This window comes from Prescottella agglutinans (genome assembly GCF_004011865.1).
Classification (GTDB): domain Bacteria; phylum Actinomycetota; class Actinomycetes; order Mycobacteriales; family Mycobacteriaceae; genus Prescottella; species Prescottella agglutinans.
Window position 1 is genome coordinate 523091 of sequence record NZ_RKLP01000001.1, and the last position, 23000, is coordinate 546090.

Sequence of the window (23000 nt, forward strand, 5' to 3'; positions counted from 1 at the left end):
GATAGAGCGCCGACCGGGATGCTCCCCGTCCCCCCACCGGCTGTTCGCCGTCAGCGTGATCTCCGCACGGGCCATGGCCCGTCTCGCCTTGTACCGTTGAACTATGAGCGATCTGCCCTTTGGTTTCTCCAACCACGACGACGACCCGGACCGCAAGAAGGACTCGGGCGGCGAACAGGGCGGGGGTCAAGGCGCCGGTCAGCCGTTCGGCTTCGATCCCAACGCGTTCGGCCTCGGCGGGGCGGGCGGCCCGGGTGGCGCGGGCTTCGACCCGGCGGCGCTCGGCCAGATGCTCACGCAGTTCGGTCAGATGCTGAGCGGCATGGGCAGCGCGATGGGCCAGGGCGGGCAGTCCGGCCCCGTCAACTACGACGTCGCGAAGAACCTCGCCCGGCAGCAGATCGGCTCGGTGACCCCGATCACGGAGGGCACCTCGTCCGCCGTCGCCGACGCCGCCCGCCTCGCGGAACTGTGGCTCGACGGCGCGACGACGCTCCCGGCCGGCGCCACCCGCACGCTCGCGTGGACCCCCAACGACTGGCTCGACGGCACGCTCGACACGTGGAAGCGCCTGTGCGACCCGGTCGCCCAGCAGGTGTCCGGCATGTGGGTGCAGGGCCTGCCCGAGGAGGCCCGCAACATGATGGGCCCGATGGCGGGGATGCTCACCCAGATGGGCGGTCTCACGTTCGGCTCCCAGCTGGGACAGGCCCTCGGCCAGCTGTCGAAGGAGGTCCTCACCTCCACCGACATCGGGCTGCCGCTCGGCCCCGCCGGCACCGGCGCGCTGCTGCCCGCCGCGATCGAGGCGTTCAGCGAGGGACTCGAGCAGCCGCACCGCGAGGTGCTCGTGTTCATCGCGGCCCGCGAGGCCGCCTACCAGCGCCTCTACAGCCATGTGCCGTGGCTGCGCCAGCGCCTGCTGTCCACCGTCGAGGACTACGCACGCGGCATCAAGATGGACTTCTCCGCGATCGAGGAGGCGGCGCAGGGCCTCGACCCGTCGGCGCTGACGGACCCGTCGCAGATCGAGAAGATCCTGCAGCAGGGCGCGTTCGAGCCGCAGACCACACCGGAGCAGAAGCAGGCGCTCGAGCGCCTCGAGACGCTGCTCGCGCTGGTCGAGGGCTGGGTGGAGACCGTCGTCTCCGAGGCGCTCGGCGAGCGGCTTCCCGGTGTCGCGGCCCTGACCGAGACGCTGCGACGTCGCCGCGCCACCGGCGGCCCGGCCGAACAGACCTTCGCGACCCTCGTCGGCCTGGAACTGCGGCCCCGCAAGGTCCGCGAGGCCGCGCAGTTGTGGCGTCGGCTCACCACCGACACCGGCGTCGACGCCCGCGACGGCGTGTGGGCCCACCCCGATCTGCTGCCCGACTCCTCGGACCTCGACAACCCGGCCGCGTTCGTCGACCGCATCCTCGGCGGCGACTCCGGCACGTTCCACGACCCGATCGCGCAGCTCGAGCAGACCGAGGCCCGCGAACGCGAGGAGAAGAACCGCGAGAGCGGCAACGACGAGGGTGACGCCTAGGCGGTAGGTGTTCCGACGTCGTCGGCGGCGGCACAGTCGTCGACGACGTCGAGCAGCCCCGGCTGCCGCGTCACCACGGAGTACGCCTCCAGGTAGCCCATCGCCCGCTCCGTCTTCGGGTAGCGGTGCACCTCCCGCCAGAAGCGGTCGTTGTGCCCGCCGGCGACGTACAGGTGCACGAGTTCGTGGACCAGCACGTAATCCAACACGTACGACGGCACGGTCCGCAGCAGCTCGCTGACCCGGATGGTGCCGTCGTTCGGCGTGCAGGACGCCCAGCGGGTCCGCATCGACGGCACCCACCGCACCGACACGGGTGCGGCCGCGCCACCGAGCCACCGCGCGGACAGCCGGGCGGCACGCTCGGCGAGCTCGACGTCGCTGCGTTCGGCGCGGGCGGCGGCGCGCCGGTCTGCCCGCTCGAGCTTCCCGACCATCTCGGCGACCAGGTCCGCCTCCGCGGCCTTCGACAGACCGGCCGGCATCAGCACGACCACCTTGTCGCCCTCGCGGCGCGCGCTGACGGTGCGCCGCCGCCGCGCGCTGCGGCGGATCTCCACCTCGGGGCGTCCGCCGTCGGCGATTCCGGTGCCAGTCACGAGCACCCACGCTAGCGGCCCGCCCCGACAGCACCGGGCGCGGATTTCGGACGAATCCGCGCACCGACCCGAAACCGCACGTCACACCACCTTCGAGCCTGTGGACAACCCCGTCCGGCGAGAGTCTCGCGCGACCCCGGGGTGCGATCGTCGACGACATGACCCAGGCACCCGTCGGACGCGTCCACCGCCCCACGCTGGATCCTCGCCGTCCCGTCGTGGTCCGGCCCAGCGGCCGCGTCCAGATCGGCTGGGACCCGGACACCGCCCTGATCCTCACGCCACCCGACGGCGTCGACGCGACCGCGCTGGCGTCGGTCCTGCAACTGCTGGACGGCCGCACGTCCCGGCCGTCCGTGGTGTGGCGGGCCGTGGACCACGGCATCTCGCCCACCGACATGTCGACCCTGCTCAGCGAACTCGACGAGGCCGGGCTGCTGCGGCCGGCCGCGGCCCCGCCGGACCCGACGCCCGCGATCCGGATCCACGGCCGGGGACCGCTCGCCGACGCGATCGCCACCGGCCTCGCGGGTGCCCCGGTGCGGGTCACACGATCCACCCACTTCACCGCCGACACCGACGTCACGCGGTGGAACTGCCTGTGTGTGATCCTCACCGACGACCTCGTCGCGGATCCTCGGCTGGTCGACGCGCTGCTCACCACCGGGACACCGCACCTGCAGGTCCGCCTGCGCGACGGTCGCGGCGTCGTCGGACCGCTCGTGCTGCCCGGCCGGACCAGTTGCCTGCGGTGCGCCGACCTCACCCGGTGCGCGGCGGACGAGGAGTGGCCGCACGTGGCCGCGCAACTGCTCGGTCGGGTGGGTCACGCCGGCCCCGCTACCGTCATGGCCACCGCCGCCGTCGCGCTCGGCCAGCTCGAGAAGGTGCTGTCCGGGGTGGCGCTCCCGGCGCCCGCGAGCCTCGACGCGACCCTGGAACTCGACCTGGACACGCACCGTCTCACGGTCCGGCCGTGGCCGCGCAACCCACGGTGTGGATGCTCACGATCGACGGTGTTCTTGGACGAACCCGCAAATCTTCCGCCATGATGGTTTGGTGTCCGAAATTCCCCGCCGAAGCACTGCCCGCACCGCCAAGCTCGCGAGCATTCCGCTGGGCATCGCCGGGCGGGCCGCGATGGGGTTCGGCCGGAAGCTCGCCGGCGGCGACCGGGACGCGATCGACGCGCAGCTGACATCGAAGGCCGCCGAACAGTTGTTCACCGTGCTCGGGGAGCTCAAGGGCGGCGCGATGAAGCTCGGGCAGGCGCTCAGCGTGATGGAGGCCGCGATCCCCGAGGAGTTCGCCGAACCGTACCGGGAGGCGTTGACCAAGCTGCAGGCCGAGGCGCCCCCGCTGCCCGCGAAGCAGGTCCACCGGGTGCTGGACCAGCAGTTGGGCACCAAGTGGCGGACCCGCTTCGCCGAGTTCGACGACACCCCGACCGCGTCGGCGAGCATCGGGCAGGTGCACCGCGCAGTGTGGGCCGACGGCCGCGACGTCGCGGTCAAGGTGCAGTACCCCGGCGCCGACGAGGCGCTGCGGGCCGACCTGAGGACGCTGGCGCGGTTCGCCGGACTGTTCGCCTCGGTGATGCCGGGCACCGACATCAAGCCGATCCTCGACGAGCTCAGCGCGCGGACCGAGGAAGAGCTGGACTACCGCATCGAGGCCGACAACCAGCGCGCGTTCGCGAAGGTGTTCGAGGGCGATCCGCGGTTCGTGGTGCCTCGCGTCGTGGCGAGCGCCCCCAAGGTCGTCGTCACCGAGTGGATGTCGGCCACGCCGCTGTCCGCGATCATCTCCGGCGGCACCCCCGAGCAGCGCAACGCCGCCGGCGCCCTCCTCGCGGAGTTCCACTTCGTCTCCCCCGCCCGTGTCGGGCTCCTGCACTGCGATCCGCACCCGGGCAACTTCATGCTCCACGACGACGGCCGCCTGGGGATCATCGACTTCGGCGCCACCGCCCCGATGCCGAACGGCCTGCCGCCGGTGCTGGGGCGCATGGTCCGGCTGAACCTCGAGGAGCGCTTCGACGAGCTCGCGGAGCTGTTGCGCGCCAACGGTTTCGTCCTGCCCGGCCGCACCGTCACCGATCAGGAGATCGCCGACTACCTGCGCCCGTTCACCGACCCCATCCGCACCGAGTCGTTCCACTTCACCCGCGCCTGGCTGCAGAAGGCCGCCGGGACCGCGACGGATTTGTCGGGCGCGCATTTCCGGACGGCGCGCGCGCTCAACCTTCCGGCCGAATACCTGATGATCTTCCGCGTGCTGCTCGGATCGGTCGGCATCTGCGCCCAACTCGACGCCTACGCGCCGTACATGGCCATCCTCACCAAGTGGCTGCCCGGTTTCTCGGAGGACGCCGTCGAATCCCTCGGCCTCGAGAGCCTCGACGGCGCATAACCCGCCCGACGGCGCACGCACGAAAGCCCTTGCGGGTTCCCGACAATCGGTAATCCGCAAGGGCTTTCGCGTCGCACCGGCGGCGCTACGCGCACACCAGTGTCTTCTCCTTCTCGGTGGTCACCGGATTCTTCCGTGGTCGACCCCGCGGCCTCTTCCGGGCGATGACGACGCCCTGGTCGAAGATCTCACCGCCCCACACACCCCACGGCTCGGCGCGGTCGAGCGCCGCGTTCAGGCATCGGTTGCGGATGGGACATCCCGTGCACAGCGCCTTGGCGCGTTCGAGATCGGCCGGGGTCTCGGCGAACCAGAGGTCGGGGTTTTCGTCGACCCGGCAGGGCAGCTCCCGGAGTGCCGAGCGGACGACTCCCAGTCCGTTGGAAACGGTGTGGTTCGCGGTACGTACTCGGCATGTCACGGTAGACACGTCTTCTCCTTGTCGTTTCGAGCGATCGGCTCGTGGCTCGTGCGGGCTTTCGGTGTTCGGACGAACCGTGGTCGAAGGCTCGGGTCCAAACTCGAAACGATGAGCTCGAAACACGAAGGCCACGGTTCGCGGTTGCGATCCGTGGCCTCGGGAGGACGGGCGGAGTGTTTACCGAACGGTGTCTCGGTGTCGGCTCCTGGCCACGGATGCGCGGGCTGCTGCCTGTGCTGCTGCGCGCTGACGAATTGCGTGCGGTGCTGTCGCCGCGACGCTCGCGGCGGCCTTTTCGGCCGCAGGGAGGTATGCGCATGCGAATGCCGGCATCGACGCACGTGCCGCAGTTGCGTTCCAGTCGTTCATCGTTGCCACCTCCCTTTCACGTCGTCACGGACCCCGTCTCCGGGGCTCCGTGTGCTGGACACGGTCACCGCACACGGGTTTCCCCGTGGCGTGCAGTCCAGGGTATGGGACCCGAACAGACCGCACAAGCTATTTTTGACCTGCGGTTTTACCGCCGATCCCCCGTCACGTCAGGTCCAGTGCCGGCGTCGAACGCTCGCCACGCACCACCGCGAGCACGTCGGCGCCGAACTGCTCGAGCTTCTTGGCGCCGATCCCCGGGATCGCCACGAGCGCCCGCTCGTCCTGCGGTTGCTGCTCGGCGATCGCCGTCAACGTGTTGTCGCTGAACACCACGTACGCGGGCACCTTCATCTCGCGGGACTTGTCCCGGCGCCACTCCTTGAGCGCCTCGAACAACTCGATGTCGATGTTCGACGGGCACTGCTCGCAGCGCCCGAGCATGGTCGCCGTCGACCCCATCAACTGCTTGCCGCACACCCGGCACCGCGGACGCTGCCGCTTGGACTGCGCCGGCTTCGCGATGCGCGACGCCGGCGAATCGTCCGGGATCAGGCCGTTCAGGAACCGGGACCGGCGTCGACTCTTGCGTCCGCCCTCGTTGCGCGCGAGGGCCCACGACAGCGCCAGGTGCTCGCGGGCGCGGGTGACACCGACGTAGAGCAGGCGCCGCTCCTCCTCGATCCCGGCCTCGTCGCCGGGCGAGTTGGCGTCACCGAGCACGTGCGTGATCGGCAGCGTCCCCTCGGTGAGCCCGACGAGGAACACCGCGTCCCACTCGAGTCCCTTCGCCGCGTGCAGCGACGCGAGCGTCACACCCTGCACCACCGGTGGGTGCCGGGCCTCGGCGCGGGCCGCCAGTTCGTTCAGCAGCCCGCCCAGCGTCAGATTCGGATCGTGCGCCAACTGCTCCTCGGTGAGCGCGACCAGCGCGGTGAGCGAACCCCACCGCTCGCGTGCCTGCACACCGGCGGGCTCGGTGTCGGTGAGTCCCAGCGGGACCAGCACCGCACGCACCAGGGTGACCAGGGCGTCGCCCGTGTCGGCGCCGTCGGGTAGGTCGTCGCGACCGGCGACCTGGCGGAGCGCGGTGATGGCCTGACGCACCTCCTGGCGCGTGAAGAAGCCCTCGCCGCCGCGCACCTGGTACGGGATGCCGGCCTCGGTCAGCGCCTGCTCGTGCACCTCGGACTGCGCGTTGATGCGGTACAGCACCGCGATCTCGGCGGGCTCGACTCCCCCGTCGATCAGCTTCTTGATCTGCTTGGCGACGGCCGCGGCCTCGGCGGGCTCGTCGTCGTACTCCGCGAACGTCGGCTCCGGACCGGGCGGGCGCTGGCCGATCAGCTGCAGCCGGGTGCCGGCGATGCGGCCGCGGGCGGCGCCGATCACACGGTTGGCCAGCGACACGACCTCCGGGGTGGACCGGTAGTCGCGTTCGAGCCGGACGACGGTCGCGTCGGGGAACCTGCGCGAGAAGTCCAGCAGGTACTTCGGGGTGGCGCCGGTGAACGAGTAGATGGTCTGGTTGGCGTCGCCGACGACGGTGAGATCGTCGCGGTCACCGAGCCACGCGTCGAGCACCCGCTGCTGCAGCGGCGTCACGTCCTGGTACTCGTCGACGACGAAGCAGCGGTAGCGGTCGCGGAACTCCTCGGCGACCGCCGCGTTGTCCTCGAGCGCCGCCGCGGTGTGCAGCAGCAGATCGTCGAAGTCCAGCAACATGCCGTCGAAGTTGCGGGCCTTGAGCTGCTCGTAGCCAGCGTAGACGGCGGCGACCTGTGCGGCGTCGGCGGGGACGTCCCGGCGGGCGCGGGCGGCCGCGGCCGGGTAGTCCTCCGGCGCGACGAGCGAGCCCTTGGCCCACTCGATCTCACTCGCGAGATCGCGGATGCTCTCGGTGCTGGTCGACAGCCCCGCCCGGCCCGCAGCCTGCCCGACGATCGCGAACTTGCGGTCGAGCAACTGCCACTCGGTGTTCCCGATCACCTGCGGCCAGAAGTACTTCAGCTGCCGCAGAGCGGCCGCGTGGAAGGTGCGGGCCTGCACCTGCGGGCCGCCGCCCCCGATGCCGAGGCCGCGGAGCCGGCCCCGCATCTCGCCGGCGGCGCGGGCCGTGAACGTCACCGCCAGCACCTGACCGGCCGAGACGTGCCCGCCGGCGACGAGGTGCGCGATGCGGCGGGTGATGGTCCGGGTCTTGCCGGTGCCGGCACCCGCGAGCACACAGACCGGGCCGCGCGGGGCGAGCACCGCAGCCGACTGCTGCGGATCCAATCCCTCGTCGGGCCGGGTTCCAGTGTTCTCCGGGGTGGCATCCGCTGACATGCCGTCCATACTCTCAGGGCCGACCGACATCGGCTGCCGCACCCGGCCCGGGTGTGACGTGCGCCCGCGCGGGAACAGTCCGGACCGATCGTGGTGTTATAGGCGCCGTGACTACCCAAGCCCCCGCCCTGACCATGTACTCGACCACCTGGTGCGGCTACTGCCGCCGCCTCAAGAAGCAGCTCGACGAGAACGGCATCTCGTACGTCGAGATCGACATCGAGCACGATCCCGCGTCGGCCGAGTTCGTCGGCAGCGTCAACGGCGGCAACCACGTCGTGCCCACCGTCAAGTACGCGGACGGCAGCACCGCCACCAACCCGACGCTCGCTCAGGTCAAGCAGGCGCTGGGGGTCTAGTCAGTCGGTCTCGGCCCAGGACTCCACCATCACCCGCGCGATCGAGATCGAGCCGGGCAGCAGCAGTTCGGCATCCGACGAGGTGGTCCAGTCGCCGGCACCGAGCGCCGCACGCACCTGATCGCGGGTGAACCAGTGGGCCTCGGCGATCTCGCCGTCCGCGAACTCGAGCGCGGCGGCGGGGTCGCCGACGGCCGCGAACCCGAGCATCACCGACCGCGGGAACGGCCACGGCTGGCTGCCCAGGTACCGCACGTCGTCCACGTCGATACCGACTTCTTCGCGGATCTCCCGCACGACGCACGTCTCGAGGGATTCGCCCGCCTCCACGAAACCGGCCAGCACCGAGAACATCCGCGGCGGCCACGACGGCTGACGCGCCAGCAGCACCCGGTCGCCGCCGTCGTGCACCAGGCAGATCACGGCCGGGTCCGTCCGGGGGAACTCCTCGTGCCCGGTGGTCGTGCTGATCCGCGACCATCCCGACACGGTCTGTTCGGTCGGGGCGCCGTCGATAGCGCTGAACCCGGCGTGATCGTGCCAGTTCAGCAGCGCCACGGCCGTCGTCACCAGCCCGGCACCCGCCTCGTCCAGCTGGTGGCCGAGCATCCGCAGATCGCCCAGTTCCCCGGTCATCGCCGGCACCCGCACCGCCCACACGTGACGCTCGCCGCGCAACCCCAGGAACACCGCCCCGGACACCGGCTCGGCGCCGAGCGACGCCGCCGGTTCGAGCACCAGTTCGCGATCGGTGACGCGGAACTGCCCGCGGGGGTTGACCCGCAGCAGCAGCGCGTCCGCCCATCCGGCTCTCAATGCGTCCGTGTCCGAACGCAATTGCTCGGCACGGTCGACGGCGGCACGCGAGAGTAGGGGCGTGTCGGTCAGCGTGAAATCGGGCGCTGTGAAGTCGGGCACGCGAACGACCCTACTGCGGTGACCGGACACCGGCGCGGACGGTCAGTTGCTGACGCGCTTGATGTACAGCAGGAGGTCGTCGGCCTCGACGGCGTCGACCTCGGGCGAGCCCACCCGCAGCAGCCGGCCGTCGCGCACCACACCGAGGACGATGTCCGACAGGTGGCGCGGCGAGCCGCCGACCTCCTCGGGCTCGACCTCGCGTTCGGCGATCGCGAAACCCGCCTCGGGGGTGAGCAGGTCCTCGACCATCTCGACGACGCTCGGCGTGGTCCGCGCGATACCGAGCAGACGGCCCGCGGTCTCCGAGGAGACGACGACGGAGTCGGCACCGGACTGTCGCAGCAGGTGCGAGTTGTCGGTCTCCCGGATCGCGGCGACGATCTTCGCCTTCGGTGCGAGTTCACGCGCGGTGAGCGTCACCAGCACCGCGGTGTCGTCCCGGTTGGCGGCGATGATGATCGACGCCGCGTTCTGCACGCCGGCCAGGCGCAGGACGTCCGACTTGGTCGCCGAGCCGAGCACGGTGACCAGGCCCAGGCTCGCGGCCGCGTCCAGCACCACCTGGTCGGTGTCGACGACGACGATGTCCGACGGCGAGATGCCGTCGCCGAGCATGGCGTCGACCGCGGTGCGCCCCTTGGTGCCGAATCCGACGACGACGGTGTGATTGCGCACGCGATGCCTCCAGCGCTGAATCTTGAACGTCTGGCGGGAGCTCTCGGTGAGTGCCGAGAGGGTCGTACCGACCAGGACGATGAGGAAGAAGATCCGGAGCGGCGTGATGACCAGGACGTTGATCAGCCGCGCCGTCGGGGTGATGGGGGTGATGTCGCCGTATCCCGTGGTGGACAGGGACACCGTCGCGTAGTAGATGCAGTCCAGCAGCGACAGCTGGTTCTCCTGCGCATCCTTGTAGCCGTCACGGTCGATGTAGACGACCAGCACGGCGAGCGCGAGGGCGGCCAGCGCGTACGACACCCTCCGCGCGATGGCGCGTGCCGGGCTCGTCTGCATCTCCGGAACCTTGAGCACACCGACGAGGGCGAAATCCGGCCGATCCGTCAGTGTGTCCGAGTTCCGGAACCGACCTCTCAACCTACCGGGCATTCATTCGTCCCTATCTCCTACTCGGCGTGCAAACATCGGATCGCAGCCTAGCCCCGGTTCGCGAATTCACGGAACGGCACGGGCAAACGGGACCGAACGGTGACCGCGGCCCTGGTCACGCGCCCGGCTCGGCCTCGGCGCCCGCGTGGCGGATCAGCCGCGCGAGGTGCTCCGCGTCGGGCAGATCCGGCGGGGCGATGGTCCGCCCGGTGCGCACGTAGTGGAACGCCGCGCGCACCTTGTCCAGCGGCGGCGCGACGGGCCGGCCGGTGGCGTGCGACTGCCGCGCCGCCATCAGCTCCGCCCACGCCAGCCGGTAGGCCGCGAGCTGCATCACGACGGCCCGCTCGTTCGCGGCGGACGGCTCGGCGCCGGTCTTCCAGTCGATGACGGTCCAGCCGCCGTCGGGGTCGGCGAAGATCGCGTCGATCCGGCCGCGCAGCACGGTGCCCGCGACCGAGGTCTCGAACGGCACCTCGACCTCGACGGGGTTGCGGTCGGCCCACTGCGACCGCAGGAACGCGTCCTGCAGCAGCGCCAGCTCGGTCTCGGTGCCGACACCGGTGTCGGCGGCGCCGGGCAGCTCGTCGAAATCCAGCAGGCGCGTCGCACCGAACCGCTGCTCCACCCAGGCGTGGAACGCGGTTCCGCGGCGCGCCAACGGGTTCGGCGGGAACGGCAAGGGCCGACGCAGCCGTGCGGCCAGCTCGTCGGGATCGGCGGCCAGGTCCACCAGCTGGCTCACCGACATCTGCGCGGGCAGTTCGACGTCGGTCGTCCCCACCAGGCGAGCACTGCGCTCGGCCAGCAGTGCGTCGACGTCGGCCGCCCAGTTGTCCGGATCCTCCTCCGGCGCTTCGGGTTCGGCGGGAAGCACGTCCAGCGCACCGATCGCGTCGCGGACGAGCTGCGCACCACGCTCGACGTCGGGTCGGCGCCGTCCCAGCGGGTCGCGCGGCCACGGCGCTTCCCGCGGCGTCGCGGTGAGCGGGTTCTCGCTGCCGTCCTCGGGGGCGGGTGCCCACACGTCGATCACGCCGAGCGGTTCCCCTTCCCGGGTCGTCACCAGGTCGTGTAGCTCGAGCAGGAACGGCGACGGCCCCTTGGGCTTGGGGCCCGACTCGGTCCAGTGGTGTCCGGAGACGAACAGCGCGCGTTCGGTGCGGGTGAGCGCGACGTAGAACAGGCGCCGGTCCTCGTCGAGGCGCCGGTTCGCCAGGGCCTTCTTGTGCGCCTCGATCTCGTTCTCGAGATCCTTGCGGTCGTACACGTTCTCGAGGTCGAGAACCGGGACCCCGTCGGCGGATTCGCCGGAGAGGGCACGGTCGCCCCGCAGCGTCGGCGGCAGTTCGGCCACCGAGCCGAGCCACGTGGCGGACGCCTGGGTGGACGGGAACACGCCCTCGGTGAGGTGCGGCACCGCCACGACCTCCCACTCGAGACCCTTCGCCGAGTGCACCGTCAGGATCTGGACCCGGTCGGGCGCGACCTCGATCTCGCCGGGGGCCAGGCCGTTCTCGACGTGCTCGGCGGCCGCGAGGAACGACAGCAGGCCCGTCAGGGTCGCCGAGGAGCGGCTCGCGTACCCGGACACGACGTCGGCGAACGCATCGAGGTGCTCGCGGCCGGTTCCGCCGACGTCGGACTGCCGGGTCCGCGCCTGCGCCTCGATCCCGATGCCGATCACCCGCTCGACCTCGGCCACCAGCTCCGTCAGCGGCTGCCCCAGACGCTCGCGCAGTGACGCCAGCTCGGCCGCGAGTGCGCAAATCCGCACGTACCCGGACTCCGAGTAGCGCTGTGCCGGACCCGGATCCGCGAGCGCGTCCGCCAGGCCCGCCTGCTCGGCGTGCTCCCCCGGCAACGCGCTGTCGAGTGCCTCGTCCAGCGCGGCGGAGTCGGTGACGGCGCCCGCCGTGCCGTAGCCCGATCGGATGCCGAGATCGCCAGCGCGCTTCCACAGCGCGCGCAGGTCGGCGGCACCGATCTGCCACCGCGCGCCGGTGAGGACGCGGACCGCGGCACTGCCGGCCATGGGGTCGGCGACCAGTCGCAGCATCGCGACGACGTCCGCGACCTCGGGCGTGTGCAGCAGACCGCCCAGGCCGACGACCTCCACCGACAGCCCGCGGGCCCGCAGTTCCTCGGCGATGGGAGCGGCATCGGCGTTGCGCCGCACGAGGACCGCGGCGGTGGGCGGCTTGGCGCCGTCCGACCGCGCTGCCTCGTACTGCTCGGCGATGCGGTCGGCCACCCACGCCCGTTCCGTCTCGACGGTGTCGTGCAGCGCCAGGCGGACGTCACCCGGGACCGCTCCCGGCCGGGCCCGCAGCATGCTGACCTCGACGCCCCGGTCGCGCAGCGGATCGGACACCATGTTCGCCAGTTCGAGCGCCTCCGGCGGGTTGCGCCAACTGGTGAGCAGCTCGAGCTTGGGCGCCGGGATGCCGTCGGGGAGCGGGAAGTCCGTGGCGAAGCGCGGCAGGTTGGCCGCCGACGCACCGCGCCAACCGTAGATGGACTGCATGGGATCGCCGACAGCGGTGAGCGCCAGGCCGGCGTCCTCGCCGCCGCCGAACAGCGACGACAGCAGGACCCGCTGGGCGTGACCGGTGTCCTGGTACTCGTCGAGCAGCACGACACGGAACCGCGCGCGTTCGGTGCGGCCCACCTCGGGATGCTCGGACGCCACCCGCGCCGCGAGCGACATCTGGCTGCCGAAGTCGAGCGCGCCCTCGCGGCGCAGGGTGTCGGCCAGCCGCTGCACCAGCGGCAGCAGGTCCAGACGCTGGTGCTGCACCTCCAGCAGGCCGAGCAGCGACTTGGACGGTCCGCCACGCTGTTTCGGTCCGGCCGGCAGCGTGTGGATCAGCTTGTCGAGTTCGGTGTGCGCCTCGCGCAGATCCGCGGGCTCGACCAGGTGCTCGGCGAGCTGCCCCGACAACGCGAGCACCGACTCGGTGATCGACGCCGGGTTGCGGTCGGTGTCGAGGTCGCCGTCCCACGCGCTCACCACCCGGTACGCGAGCTGCCACAGCTCGGTCTCGGACAGCAGCGTCGCCGACGGCTCGATCGGCAGCAGCAGCCCGTGCTCGGACAGCAGCCGTCCGGCGTACGAGTGGTAGGTGCTGACCTCGGGCTCGCTGCCGAGGATCCGGGTGCGCAGCCCGCCGCCGGGGTCGAGGTCCCGTACCAGCGACGACCCGGCCAGCTTGGCGAGCCGCTGCCGGATCCGGCTGGTGAGCTGCTGCGCGGCCTTGCGCGTGAACGTCAGGCCGAGGACCTGCTCCGGGTCCACGAGCCCGTTCGCGACCAGCCACACCACCCGGGCGGCCATGGTCTCGGTCTTGCCGGCGCCCGCGCCCGCGACGACCAGCGTCGGGCCGAGCGGCCCCTCGATGACCGCGGCCTGCTCGGCCGTCGGCGGGAACTGGCCGAGTGCCTCCGCGAGCTCCGCGGGAGTGACCCGACGCCCGATCTCCCCCGCACCCACTGCCGAACTCACTCCGCGGTCACCTGCCGTCCCTCGTCGTGCGCCGGGCAGCTCGACAGCACCGGGCAGTGCCGGCATCCGTCGTTGATCCGTGCGGTGAACGTCGGCCCCTGTGTCGCCGCCGCCGCTTCGTGGATCACGTTCTCCCACAGTTCGAGTCCCTCGTCGTCCAGCGCAGGCTGCACCCGTTGCGTCGCGCCCTCCTTGGTGTGCGGCTTCGCGACGAACACCAGCCGCGCCCCGCCCGGCGTCGACGCCGGCTCGCCCTCGATCAGCCCCCGCGCGGCCGCCACCTGGTACGCGGCGAGCTGCGCGTGCTGCTGCGCCTGTTCCTTCGTCACCGCGTTCTTCGCGGTCTTGACGTCGACGACGACCGGGCGGCCCTCGGCGTCGCGCTCGAGCCGGTCGATCCGGCCCCGGATGCGCACCGTCGGGTCGCCCTCGACCCGTGGCTCGAGCACGCCGTCCACCGCGACCTCGACGCCGATCTCGGTGAGCTCCGACCGCGTGCCGCGCAGCCAGTTCGCGAAGGTGTCGAGCATGCCGCGGGTGCGTTCGAGTTCGCGCCGCGAGTACCACTCGGACCCCAGGTCCACCGAGTCCCAGGCCGCCTCCAGCGCGTGGTCGACCTGGTCCGGCGGGATGTGGCCGGCCAGTGCCTGCACGAGGGTGTGCACGAGCGTGCCGGCGATCGCGTGCGTGTTGTCGCCGTCGCTGCCGCCGTGCCGCTCGAGCATCCAGCGCAGCGGGCAGTTGGCGATGAGCTCGATGGTCGACGGCGACAGCGGCACCGGTCCGTCGCCCGGATTCCACAGCGCCGCATCCGAACTCGGCTGAGCGGTGCCGTACCACTGGTCCGGGTGCGCTCCCCGGACACCGGCGTCCGCCAGCCGCGCCAACTGGTGCGCGGCGCGCTGTACTCGCTCCGGGTCGGACGCGGCGACGTCCGGGTCGCACACGACGCTGCGCAGTTCCGCGACCAGGGCGGGCAACGCCAGCACCCGGGGGGTCTCGGTCTGCACCGGCGCGACGTCGGAATCGTCGGCGTCGGCCTCGCCGGTACCGAGCAGGTCGTCGACGAACCGCGAGCGGACCAGGTCGGTGTCCCCGCTCGACGAGTCCACGGCCGTCACGAGCAGCGACGACCGCGCTCGGCTGCACGCGACCAGGAACAGTCGGCGTTCCTCGGCGAGCAGTGGCGCCGTCCGCGACAGCGTCTTGTCGACCTGCCCCACACCGCCGGTGAGGTCGATGAGTTCCTCGGTGCCGAGCAGGGTTCCGCGGGCGCCGAGGCTCGGCCACAGGCCCTCCTGCACGCCGACCACCGCGACCACCTGCCACTGCCGGCCCGCGGCGGAGTGCGCGCTCAGGATCGTCACGGTCTCCGGCGACGCCACGGCACGGGCGCGCGCGGTCCCCGGGATCTCCTGCTCCACCAGGTAGTCCACGAATCCCGACAGCTGGGCCCGGGGCAGGCGGTCCACGTAGTCGGCGGCGGCGTCGAACAGCGCGACGACGGCGTCGAGGTCACGATCGGCCTGGGCACCGATCGGCCCGCCGAAGGCCGACGCGGCCGCCCAGCGCCGTTCGAGTCCGGTCGCCTGCCACGCCGCCCACAGCACCTCCTCGATGCCGCGCCCCCGGTCCAGGGGCACCCGCGCGCGCCGCAGCACCTTGAGCACCCTCCGCAGGGAGAGGGATTCGACATCGGTGAGACCGGGCAGCAGGTGCGCCACCCCCTCGGAGTCGGGGCCGTCGACGATGACGGCCCGCAGCAACTCCGCCGAGTCCCGGTCACCGCCCGACGCAAGCTCCACGCGGCGCAGACCGCGGCGCAGCCGCCGCAGGCTCACCGGTTCGGCGCCGCCGATCGGTCCCGACAGCAGTGCCAGCGCGTCCTCGCCCGTGAACTCGCCGCCCGACAGCGCCCGCAGCACCGCCAGCAGGCCCACGACGCCGTGCTGCTTCGCGAGCGGCAACTCGCTGGCCGCGGTGGTGACGGGAACCCCGGCGGCGAGCAGGGCCCGGCGCAGCGGCGGCAGCACCCGCGGCACCGAACGCGCGACGATCGCCATCTCGGACCACGGCACGCCGTCGATCAGGTGTGCGCGCCGCAGCGTGTCGGCGACGAGCGCCGCCTCCTTGGCCGGTGCGGTCAGCACCCGCACCACGGACCGGCCCGGCGGGTCGTCGTCCGACGCCGCCGCGCTCGCACCGCGGTGCGGTGGATTGCCGGGCAGCCGCGCCGCCACGCGCGTCGCGGTGGCCGCGACCTCGGGCGCCGACCGGAAGTTCGTGTCGAGGATCACCTGCGCCGGGTCGTCGCGATCGGCCAGTTCGGCGAGGAAGCGCGCGTCGGCTCCGCGGAACGCGAAGATCGACTGGTCGGGGTCGCCGGCGATCGCGGTCATCGCGGTGCCCGTCCCGACCAGACGGACCAGCTGCGCGGCCTGCGGATCGAGGTGTTGGGCGTCGTCGACCATCAGGTGCCGTACGCGAACCCGCTCCCGCTGCAACAAGTCCGGGTCGGTCGCGAACGCCGTCAACGCTGCGCTGATGAGTTCGGCGGCGTCCAGGGCCGGCGCGGTGGCCTCGGGCGCCTCCATGCCGACCGATCCGCGCAGCAGCATGCCCTGTTCGTAGTGCATCGCGAAGCGGCCCGCCGCGACCCACTCCGGCTTGTCGTGCGCGTGCCCCAGGTCGATCAGGTCCTCGGGCCCGAGCCCGCGCTCGTTGGCGCGCAGCATGAGGTTGCGCAGTTCCACCGCGAACCCCGTCATGCCGAGCGCCGGCCGCAGCCGTTCGGGCCACGCCTCGGCGCCGTCGGCGATGTCGCCGCGCAGCAACTCGCGCAGCACCGAGTCCTGCTCGGAACCGGTGATCAAGCGCGGCGGCGGGTTGCCGTGCGCGGCCGCCTGCAGGCGCAGCACCGCGAACGCGTACGAGTGCACCGTGCGCACGAGCGGCTCCCGCGTCGCCCGCGGCCGCGTGTCCGGGCCCGACACGGCCTCCGCCGCGAGCAGCCTCGCGGTGATCTGCTCACGCACCGCGTTGGCCGCACGCCGCGACTGTGTGAGCACCAGCACCGATTCCGGATCGGCACCGGCCGTGATCCGGGCCACCGCCGCGTCCACGAGCAGCGACGTCTTGCCGGTCCCCGGTCCGCCGAGGATCTGCCACGGGTGCCAGCCGCGCCCGGGGGGCGCACCGGTCAGCACGCGCGCCGGACCGGGCCCCCAGGTCCGCGCCGCCGACTCCCCGACCGTCCGGCCGACGAGCCGCGCGGACGGCGCCGACGGCCTGGTGCGTGCGCCCGGTGCGGTCATGCGAAGAATCTCACCAGACGAGTCCGACATCGGTCGCATCCGGCATCATGAAGGCCATGAGCGGTCTCCACACCTACCTGTTCGGCACCCCCGGGGCACCCGAGGTGCTCGCCCTCCACGGGCTCACGGGGCACGGCCGGCGGTGGGAGGCCCTCGGCTCGGGCCAGTTGAGCGACACCCGCATCATCGCCCCCGATCTGCGCGGTCACGGTCGGTCGCCGTGGACCCCGCCGTGGGGCCTCGACACGCACGTGAGCGACCTCGTCCAGGTGCTCGACGAGCACGCCACCGGCCCGGTCGTCGTGGTCGCTCACTCGTACGGCGGCGCGATCGCACTGCACCTCGCGCAGGCGGTGCCCGACCGGATCCGCGGCATCGTGCTGCTCGACCCGGCCCTGGGCCTCGACCCGGAGACCATGAGCCGGATCGCCGGACTCGTCGCCGCGCACCCCGACTACACCGACGCCGCGGAGGCACGCTCGGAGAAGGTGCACGGCGCGTGGGCCGACGTCCCGGCGGACGTCCTCGACACCGATCTGGCCGAGCACCTGATCGAACTCGACAACGGCCGAGTCGGCTGGCGCATGTCGGTCCCGGCCGTCGTCGCCTCGTGGGGCGAGATGGCCCGCGACTTCGTCCTCCCACCGAAGGGCATACCGACCGTGCTCGTGCAGGCCCTGCGGGTGCAACCGCCGTACGTGACCGCGGAGTTCCGGGGCGCGCTGGCCGAGCACCTCGGCCCCGACCTCACGATCGCCGATCTGGACTGCGATCACATGGTCGCGCACGCCAAGCCCGACGACGTCGCGGCGCTCGTCCGCAAGCTGCTCTAGGCGCACCCGTGGCGGCCACCACCGAGGAACAGATCGAACGCGTCCGGGAACTGGTCGCGTCGATCCCGCCCGGCAGCGTGGCCACCTACGGCGACATCGCTTCGGCAGCAGGACTTTCCAGTCCCCGCACCGTCGGCTGGATCATGCGCACCGACACCGCCGACCTGCCGTGGCACCGGGTGCTCGGCGCGTCGGGTCGGCCCGCCCCGCACCTGGCGCACCGGCAGCTGGCGAAGCTCGAACTGGAAGGTGTGCCGATCCGCGACGGGCGGGTGGATCTCGCGGTGGCGCGGCACCGGTTCTGAGTGGGCGCTCCGCGCGCGTGCGCCGGATGCGGCAGCATTGGGCCATGAGCACCCTCGGCACCCCCGGCGAGCCCACTGCCGCGATCATCCTCGCCGGTGGGCGCGCGACCCGCATGGGCGGTGTCGACAAGCCCGCGATCGTGGTGGGCGGACGCCGCATGCTGGACGCCGCACTGGGCGCCGTCGACGGATGCGACCGGATCGCGGTCGTCGGCCCGCACCGGGACGAGCTGCCCGCGCGGATCGTGCAGACGCAGGAATCCCCCGCGGGCGCCGGTCCGGTCGCGGCCCTGGCCGCCGGCCTGGCCGCGCTCGACGGATCGACGGACGGGCTCGTCGTCGTCCTCGCCGCCGATCTGCCCACCCTCGACAGCCGGACCGTCTCGCAGCTGGTGGCGACGCTCGTCGAACACGCGGCGGCCGAGGCGGCATTCGCGGTGGACGAGTCCGGGCACGTCCAGTTCCTGCTGAGCGTGTGGCGGCGCCGGGCACTCACCGACCGGCTGGATGCGCTCGCCGGACGCGAGAACCAGCCGATGAAGGCGCTGATGCCGGATCGCCACGTCACCGTCGCGGTCACCGGGGTCGCCGACTGCGACACGCCCGCGGACATCGAGCGCGCCCGGGCCGCCCGTCCACCGGAGCCGATGGACGTCGACGAGGCGCGGGCCATGGTCCGGGAGTCCTTGGCGCCCTTGCCAGTTCACGAGGCACCGCTGTCCGGCGCACTCGGAGCGACACTCGCCGCTCCCCTCGTCGCCGCAGAAGCGCTGCCCCGCTTCGACGTCTCCGCGATGGACGGGTACGCCGTTGCCGGACCTGGACCGTGGCGGCTGCGCCGCGAGATCCGGTACGCCGGATCGTCCGCCGACCTCACCCTCGCGGACGGCGAGGCGGTCCGGATCGCGACGGGCGCGCAGGTCCCGCCCGGGGCGACCGCCGTCGTCCGGGACGAGTACGTCGAGGCGGCAACCGATCCCGAAGGGGTGTTGCGACGACTGCCCGACGTGCCCGTGCGCGACGACACCCGCCGGCGGGGCGAGGACTGGCAGCCCGGGCACCATGTGGCGGAGGCGGGCGTCGCGGTGACCCCGGCGGTGGTGTCGGCCGCGGCGAGTGCCGAGGTCACCGTGGCCGCGGTGCGCGGACCGGTGCGCGCGCACGTCGTGGTGACGGGCGACGAGATCCGCCGCGACGGTCCGCTGCGGGCCGGCCAGACGCGCGACTCGTTGGGACCGGTGCTGCCGGAGATACTGCGCCACTGCGGTGTCCGGACCGTCGCGGACACGCATCTGCGGGACACCGCGGACGGCTTCGACGCGCTCCTCCGCGACGCCGACGACACGGACGTCATCGTGGTGGTGGGTGCGACGGGCGGTGGCGCCGCCGACCAACTTCGCGACGCCCTGGCGCGGGCCGGGGCGCGGACGCTGGTCGGACGGGTGCGATGCCGACCCGGCGGATCGCAACTGACGGCGGTGCTCCCGGACCGGAGGATCGTGCTCGGCCTGCCCGGCAACCCGCTGGCCGCGGTGGCGACGGTGCTGACGATGCTGCCCGCGGTCGTCGACGGGCTGACGGCGCGGACGCCGTCGATTCCGATGTCGGGATCGGTGGCGAACGCGGCCGACGCGGGCACGTCCGTCACCCGGATCGTGCCCGTCGTCCGGCAGGTGGACGGGACGTGGCGCGCCGACACGGTGGTGCGCACCGCACATCTGGGAGGACTGATCGGACGAGAGGCGCTCGCGCTTCTCCCACCCGATCCGATCGACGGTCAGACCGTCGAGTTACTTTCCCTCCCCGGGTAGTTCACCGACGGCCCGGCCGGTGGTCACTCGCCCGACTGCGCCCGCCGTTGCTCGCGCCCGATCCGGCGCTGCTCCTCGGCCCGCTCTCGGCAGCGACGCAGGAACTCCTCGTCCGACGCCGAGTCCTGCGCGACGCTCCGACCGGGACGGTCGTACTCCGGGTACGCCGACGGCGCGACCGGGCGGCGCGGCGCGGCGACACCGCCCTTCGGTCGGCCCGCGACGAGCCACAGGATCGACCCGATCAGCGGCAGCAGCAGCACCACGATCACCCAGCCGACCTTCGGGATGTTCCGAACCGCGTATTCCTCCGCGACGATCACGTCCACCAGGCAGACGATCCACAGGATCATCACGATCAAACCCAGATACGGCATGGATGCCGACCCTCCCCATGTCCTCCCCGACCACACTGTCTCCCCGACCACGTGCGCAGTCGATGAAACCAACCAAAAGGTACAAAGCGCAACCCGTCGGGCCGGCAGGTGGTCCGGGAGGGAACGGGTCAGATGCCCATCGACCGGGCGATCATCGGCCAGGAGTTGTGCAGGTCGTCCTTCCAGTAGCCCCACGAGTGGGTGCCGCCGGCACGGAAGTCGAACGTGGCCGGGATCTTCAGATCGGCGAGACGGTTGGCGAGGTTGTGCGTGCAGTAGTTGGTGGCGGCCTCGATCACGCCGCCGACGATGGCCTGGTTGGCGAGTGCACCGACCTTCCCGTCGATCCCCGGATCGTCGAGCCTCTCGTGGGGTCCGGGAAGTCCGGAGCCGGTGGTGATGTAGAGCTCGGTGCCGCGGAGCTTCTCGGCGTTGACGACCGGATCGTTGGCCACCCAGCCGGGGCCGTCGAGCGGTCCCCACATGTTGGTGACGTCGACGCCGCCGCGGATGCCGGTGACGACCTTGATGGCGTTCTGGCCGGCCCAGGTGCTGGTCTCGGCGCAGCCGCTGTACGAGCCGACGCTCTTGTAGAAGCCGGGCTTGGCGATCGCCAGGTTGAGCACCGAGGTGGCGGTCATGGAGATCGCGGCGACGGACTGCACCTTGTTGGTGCCGAACTCTTTGTCGATGACCGGCGGGAGTTCCTCGAGCAGGAACGTCTGCCACTTCTGGCGGCCGAGCTTCGGATCGTCCTTCTGCCAGTCGGTGTAGTAGCTGAAGGCGCCCTCGAGCGGGGTGACGACGTTGACGTTCTTGTCGCGGAAGAAGTTCATGACATCGGCGTTGCGCTGCCAGGTAGCCGAGTCCTCGCCGCCGCCGGCACCGTTGATCAGGTACAGCGTCGGGCGCGGCTGGCTGCGATCGGCGGGCAGGATGACCTCGAGGGGAATGTTCCGGTCCATCGCGGGCGAGTACACGAAGATGGTGACCTTGCGGTCGGAATTCTTCGTCGACTTCACCAGGCGGGCGCCGGCGGCGTCGAAGGCCGCCGGGGCGGCGGGGGCGCCGTTGTCGGCGGATGCCGTGGCCGGCACCGCGAGCAGCGACGCGGCCGCCACGACCACCGCGGCCGCCAGAACCCGGGCACGCCCGACCGTGGAATTCCTCATGCGAACACCCTCCCTATGCGGCCTGCACCCAACGCGCACACGGCCGGTCGTAGACAAGTACCGGGCATCCCCCTGTGCACGGCATCGGTCCGGGACCATACCGGCTGAAACGTCCCCGGTGTCCCGATCGGCGCCGTCGGCCCGAGATTCACCCCACAATTCGTCCCGGACCGGACAGCCGAAGGACGCGGGTACGTTGTCCGGCATGGGGATGACAACGGCTACGGGCCTGCCGGTCGAACGGCGCCGGCTGACGGGGTGGACACGCACGACGCCGATCGACGCCCAGGTGCTCGCGGCGAACGATGTCGCCGTGATCGCCGCGGCGGTGGCGGCGGTCGCCGACGCGAACGCGGACAAGCCCGCATATCTGCGGCGGGGCGTCATCGCACGCGGCCTCGGCCGGTCGTACAACGAATCCGCCCAGAACAGTGGCGGATTGACCGTCGACATGACCCGGCTCGACCGAATCCATTCGATCGACGATCGGACGCTCATCGCGGATGTCGACGCCGGAGTGAGCCTCGAGACCCTCATCAAGGCCTGCCTGCCGTTCGGCCTGTGGGTTCCGGTCCTGCCCGGCACCCGGCAGGTCACGATCGGCGGCGCGATCGCCCACGACATCCACGGCAAGAGTCACCATTCCACGGGCAGTTTCGGCAATCAGGTCGCCGAGATGAGTCTGCTCGTCGCAGACGGCCGGGTCCTGACCCTCACCCCGGACGGCGGACCGGACGATCCCCACGGCGCCCTGTTCTGGGCCACCGTCGCGGGCATCGGATTGACCGGGATCATCCTGCGAGCGAAACTGCGCCTGCAGCGCACCGAGACTGCGTATTTCATCGCGGACGGCGCTCGGACGCGGTCGCTGGACGAGACCGTGGACCTGCACCTCGACGGCTGGGAGGACGGCCACGACTTCAGCGCCGGCTGGTTCGACTCGATCTCTGCCCCGCCCCGTCTCGGGCGCGGCTACTTCACCCGCGGGCGCTTGGCGACGGTCGACGAGCTTCCTCCCGCGCTCCGCCGCGAACCACTGAAGTTCGATGCGCCGCAGCTGTTTACGCTGCCGGACGTCTTTCCGAGCGGCCTGGGCAACAAGCTCACGTTCTCCGCCCTCAGCGAGGGCTACTACCGAACCGGTGCGACATTCACCGGCAAGATCCTCAACATCACCAAGTTCCTGCATCCCCTGGACGGATTCGGCCAGTGGAACCGCGCGTACGGCCCCCGAGGTTTTCTGCAGTACCAGTTCGTGGTTCCGCCGGGCCGGATCGACGAGTTCAAGCGGATCATCCACCACGTGCAGAAGTCCGGGCACGTCAGCTTCCTCAACGTCCTCAAGATGTTCGGCCAGGGCAATCGGGCGCCGCTGTCCTTCCCCACCGAAGGATGGAACGTGTGTCTGGACTTCCCGATCAGGGAGGGCGTCGACGACCTCGTGCGCGAACTCGACCGGCGGGTTCTCGCGATCGGCGGTCGGCTGTACACGGCCAAGGACTCCCGCACCACGGCCGAGACCTTCCACGCGATGTACCCCCGCCTCGACGAGTGGAAGGCAATCCGCCGGCAGATCGATCCGAACGGAGTGTTCCTCTCCGACATGGGACGCCGCCTCGAACTGAACTGACGCCCC

At 71.7% G+C, this 23000-nt stretch carries 17 protein-coding genes; 8 read left to right on the top strand and 9 right to left on the bottom strand.

The window, feature by feature from the left end; translation table 11 throughout:
• Positions 1–103 precede the first annotated feature (103 nt).
• Positions 104–1531 (top strand): zinc-dependent metalloprotease, encoded by a 1428-nt coding sequence (locus EGT67_RS02475; RefSeq protein ID WP_127914430.1) that lies wholly within the window; start codon positions 104–106, stop codon positions 1529–1531.
• Here the strand turns inward: EGT67_RS02475 and EGT67_RS02480 are convergent.
• Positions 1528–2130 (bottom strand): M48 metallopeptidase family protein, encoded by a 603-nt coding sequence (locus EGT67_RS02480; protein ID WP_241565854.1) that lies wholly within the window; start codon positions 2128–2130, stop codon positions 1528–1530. The two genes, EGT67_RS02475 and EGT67_RS02480, sit on opposite strands and share 4 nt — an antisense overlap.
• A gap of 158 nt (positions 2131–2288) precedes the next feature.
• On the opposite strand from EGT67_RS02480, the gene EGT67_RS02485 reads away from it, so the two are divergent.
• Both EGT67_RS02485 and EGT67_RS02490 read left to right on the top strand, forming a co-directional pair.
• Positions 2289–3182 carry a hypothetical protein gene (locus EGT67_RS02485; protein WP_127914431.1) on the top strand — a complete coding sequence of 298 codons (894 nt, stop codon included), beginning with the start codon at positions 2289–2291 and terminating at the stop codon, positions 3180–3182.
• A gap of 7 nt (positions 3183–3189) precedes the next feature.
• A complete protein-coding gene (locus EGT67_RS02490; protein ID WP_127914432.1) occupies positions 3190–4542 on the top strand; it encodes an ABC1 kinase family protein in 1353 nt (450 codons plus the stop codon).
• A gap of 85 nt (positions 4543–4627) precedes the next feature.
• On the opposite strand, the gene EGT67_RS02495 is transcribed toward EGT67_RS02490, so the two are convergent.
• Together EGT67_RS02495 and EGT67_RS02500 are read right to left on the bottom strand one after the other, a co-directional pair.
• Positions 4628–4963: a WhiB family transcriptional regulator gene (locus tag EGT67_RS02495; protein ID WP_421958083.1), complete on the bottom strand. Its 336-nt coding sequence runs from the start codon at positions 4961–4963 to the stop codon at positions 4628–4630.
• 534 nt (positions 4964–5497) lie between these two features.
• Complete coding sequence (locus tag EGT67_RS02500; RefSeq protein ID WP_277750138.1) at positions 5498–7669, bottom strand: ATP-dependent DNA helicase UvrD2; 2172 nt, start codon at positions 7667–7669, stop codon at positions 5498–5500.
• Between the two features lie 125 nt (positions 7670–7794).
• Here EGT67_RS02500 and EGT67_RS02505 point away from each other — a divergent pair, with 125 nt between their 5' ends.
• Positions 7795–8019, top strand: a complete 225-nt coding sequence (locus EGT67_RS02505) for a mycoredoxin (protein WP_127914748.1) — start codon at positions 7795–7797, stop codon at positions 8017–8019.
• On the opposite strand, the gene nudC is transcribed toward EGT67_RS02505, so the two are convergent.
• The 4 genes from nudC to EGT67_RS02525 all read right to left on the bottom strand — a co-directional run bounded on the left by nudC (position 8020) and on the right by EGT67_RS02525 (position 16866).
• On the bottom strand, positions 8020–8937 hold the full coding sequence (gene nudC, locus EGT67_RS02510; protein ID WP_127914435.1) for an NAD(+) diphosphatase: 918 nt from the start codon (positions 8935–8937) through the stop codon (positions 8020–8022).
• Positions 8938–8979: 42 nt separating this feature from the next.
• Complete coding sequence (locus EGT67_RS02515) at positions 8980–10047, bottom strand: potassium channel family protein (protein WP_127914436.1); 1068 nt, start codon at positions 10045–10047, stop codon at positions 8980–8982.
• A 115-nt stretch (positions 10048–10162) separates the two neighbouring features.
• Positions 10163–13618, bottom strand: coding sequence for an ATP-dependent helicase (locus EGT67_RS02520; protein ID WP_421958072.1), 3456 nt, complete (start codon positions 13616–13618; stop codon positions 10163–10165).
• The gene (locus tag EGT67_RS02525; RefSeq protein WP_127914437.1) at positions 13549–16866 is read right to left on the bottom strand and encodes an ATP-dependent helicase; all 3318 of its coding nucleotides are present in this window, start codon (positions 16864–16866) and stop codon (positions 13549–13551) included. Before EGT67_RS02525 ends, EGT67_RS02520 begins: the two co-directional genes overlap by 70 nt.
• A gap of 47 nt (positions 16867–16913) precedes the next feature.
• On the opposite strand from EGT67_RS02525, the gene EGT67_RS02530 reads away from it, so the two are divergent.
• From EGT67_RS02530 to EGT67_RS02540, 3 genes are read left to right on the top strand one after another with little or no spacing between them, the layout of a single operon-like run.
• Positions 16914–17699 (top strand): alpha/beta fold hydrolase, encoded by a 786-nt coding sequence (locus tag EGT67_RS02530; RefSeq protein WP_127914438.1) that lies wholly within the window; start codon positions 16914–16916, stop codon positions 17697–17699.
• 8 nt (positions 17700–17707) lie between these two features.
• On the top strand, positions 17708–18004 hold the full coding sequence (locus EGT67_RS02535) for an MGMT family protein (protein WP_127914439.1): 297 nt from the start codon (positions 17708–17710) through the stop codon (positions 18002–18004).
• Between the two features lie 44 nt (positions 18005–18048).
• Positions 18049–19815, top strand: a complete 1767-nt coding sequence (locus tag EGT67_RS02540) for an NTP transferase domain-containing protein (protein WP_241565855.1) — start codon at positions 18049–18051, stop codon at positions 19813–19815.
• A 23-nt stretch (positions 19816–19838) separates the two neighbouring features.
• Here EGT67_RS02540 and EGT67_RS02545 read toward each other — a convergent pair whose 3' ends face one another.
• Together EGT67_RS02545 and EGT67_RS02550 are read right to left on the bottom strand one after the other, a co-directional pair.
• On the bottom strand, positions 19839–20192 hold the full coding sequence (locus tag EGT67_RS02545) for a PLD nuclease N-terminal domain-containing protein (RefSeq protein WP_127914441.1): 354 nt from the start codon (positions 20190–20192) through the stop codon (positions 19839–19841).
• 128 nt (positions 20193–20320) lie between these two features.
• Positions 20321–21364: an alpha/beta hydrolase gene (locus EGT67_RS02550; RefSeq protein WP_127914442.1), complete on the bottom strand. Its 1044-nt coding sequence runs from the start codon at positions 21362–21364 to the stop codon at positions 20321–20323.
• A 211-nt stretch (positions 21365–21575) separates the two neighbouring features.
• On the opposite strand from EGT67_RS02550, the gene EGT67_RS02555 reads away from it, so the two are divergent.
• Positions 21576–22994: a decaprenylphosphoryl-beta-D-ribose oxidase gene (locus EGT67_RS02555; RefSeq protein WP_127914750.1), complete on the top strand. Its 1419-nt coding sequence runs from the start codon at positions 21576–21578 to the stop codon at positions 22992–22994.
• The last annotated feature ends 6 nt before the right edge of the window (positions 22995–23000 follow it).

Coding starts and splice junctions, on each gene's coding strand:
- EGT67_RS02475 (WP_127914430.1), top strand. CDS start 104: ATGAGCGATCTGCCCTTTGGTTTCTCCAACCACGACGACGACCCGGAC.
- EGT67_RS02485 (WP_127914431.1), top strand. CDS start 2,289: ATGACCCAGGCACCCGTCGGACGCGTCCACCGCCCCACGCTGGATCCT.
- EGT67_RS02500 (WP_277750138.1), bottom strand. CDS start 7,669: ATGGACGGCATGTCAGCGGATGCCACCCCGGAGAACACTGGAACCCGG.
- EGT67_RS02505 (WP_127914748.1), top strand. CDS start 7,795: ATGTACTCGACCACCTGGTGCGGCTACTGCCGCCGCCTCAAGAAGCAG.
- EGT67_RS02515 (WP_127914436.1), bottom strand. CDS start 10,047: ATGCCCGGTAGGTTGAGAGGTCGGTTCCGGAACTCGGACACACTGACG.
- EGT67_RS02520 (WP_421958072.1), bottom strand. CDS start 13,618: ATGCCGGCACTGCCCGGTGCTGTCGAGCTGCCCGGCGCACGACGAGGG.
- EGT67_RS02525 (WP_127914437.1), bottom strand. CDS start 16,866: ATGACCGCACCGGGCGCACGCACCAGGCCGTCGGCGCCGTCCGCGCGG.
- EGT67_RS02530 (WP_127914438.1), top strand. CDS start 16,914: ATGAAGGCCATGAGCGGTCTCCACACCTACCTGTTCGGCACCCCCGGG.
- EGT67_RS02540 (WP_241565855.1), top strand. CDS start 18,049: ATGAGCACCCTCGGCACCCCCGGCGAGCCCACTGCCGCGATCATCCTC.
- EGT67_RS02545 (WP_127914441.1), bottom strand. CDS start 20,192: ATGCCGTATCTGGGTTTGATCGTGATGATCCTGTGGATCGTCTGCCTG.
- EGT67_RS02550 (WP_127914442.1), bottom strand. CDS start 21,364: ATGAGGAATTCCACGGTCGGGCGTGCCCGGGTTCTGGCGGCCGCGGTG.
- EGT67_RS02555 (WP_127914750.1), top strand. CDS start 21,576: ATGACAACGGCTACGGGCCTGCCGGTCGAACGGCGCCGGCTGACGGGG.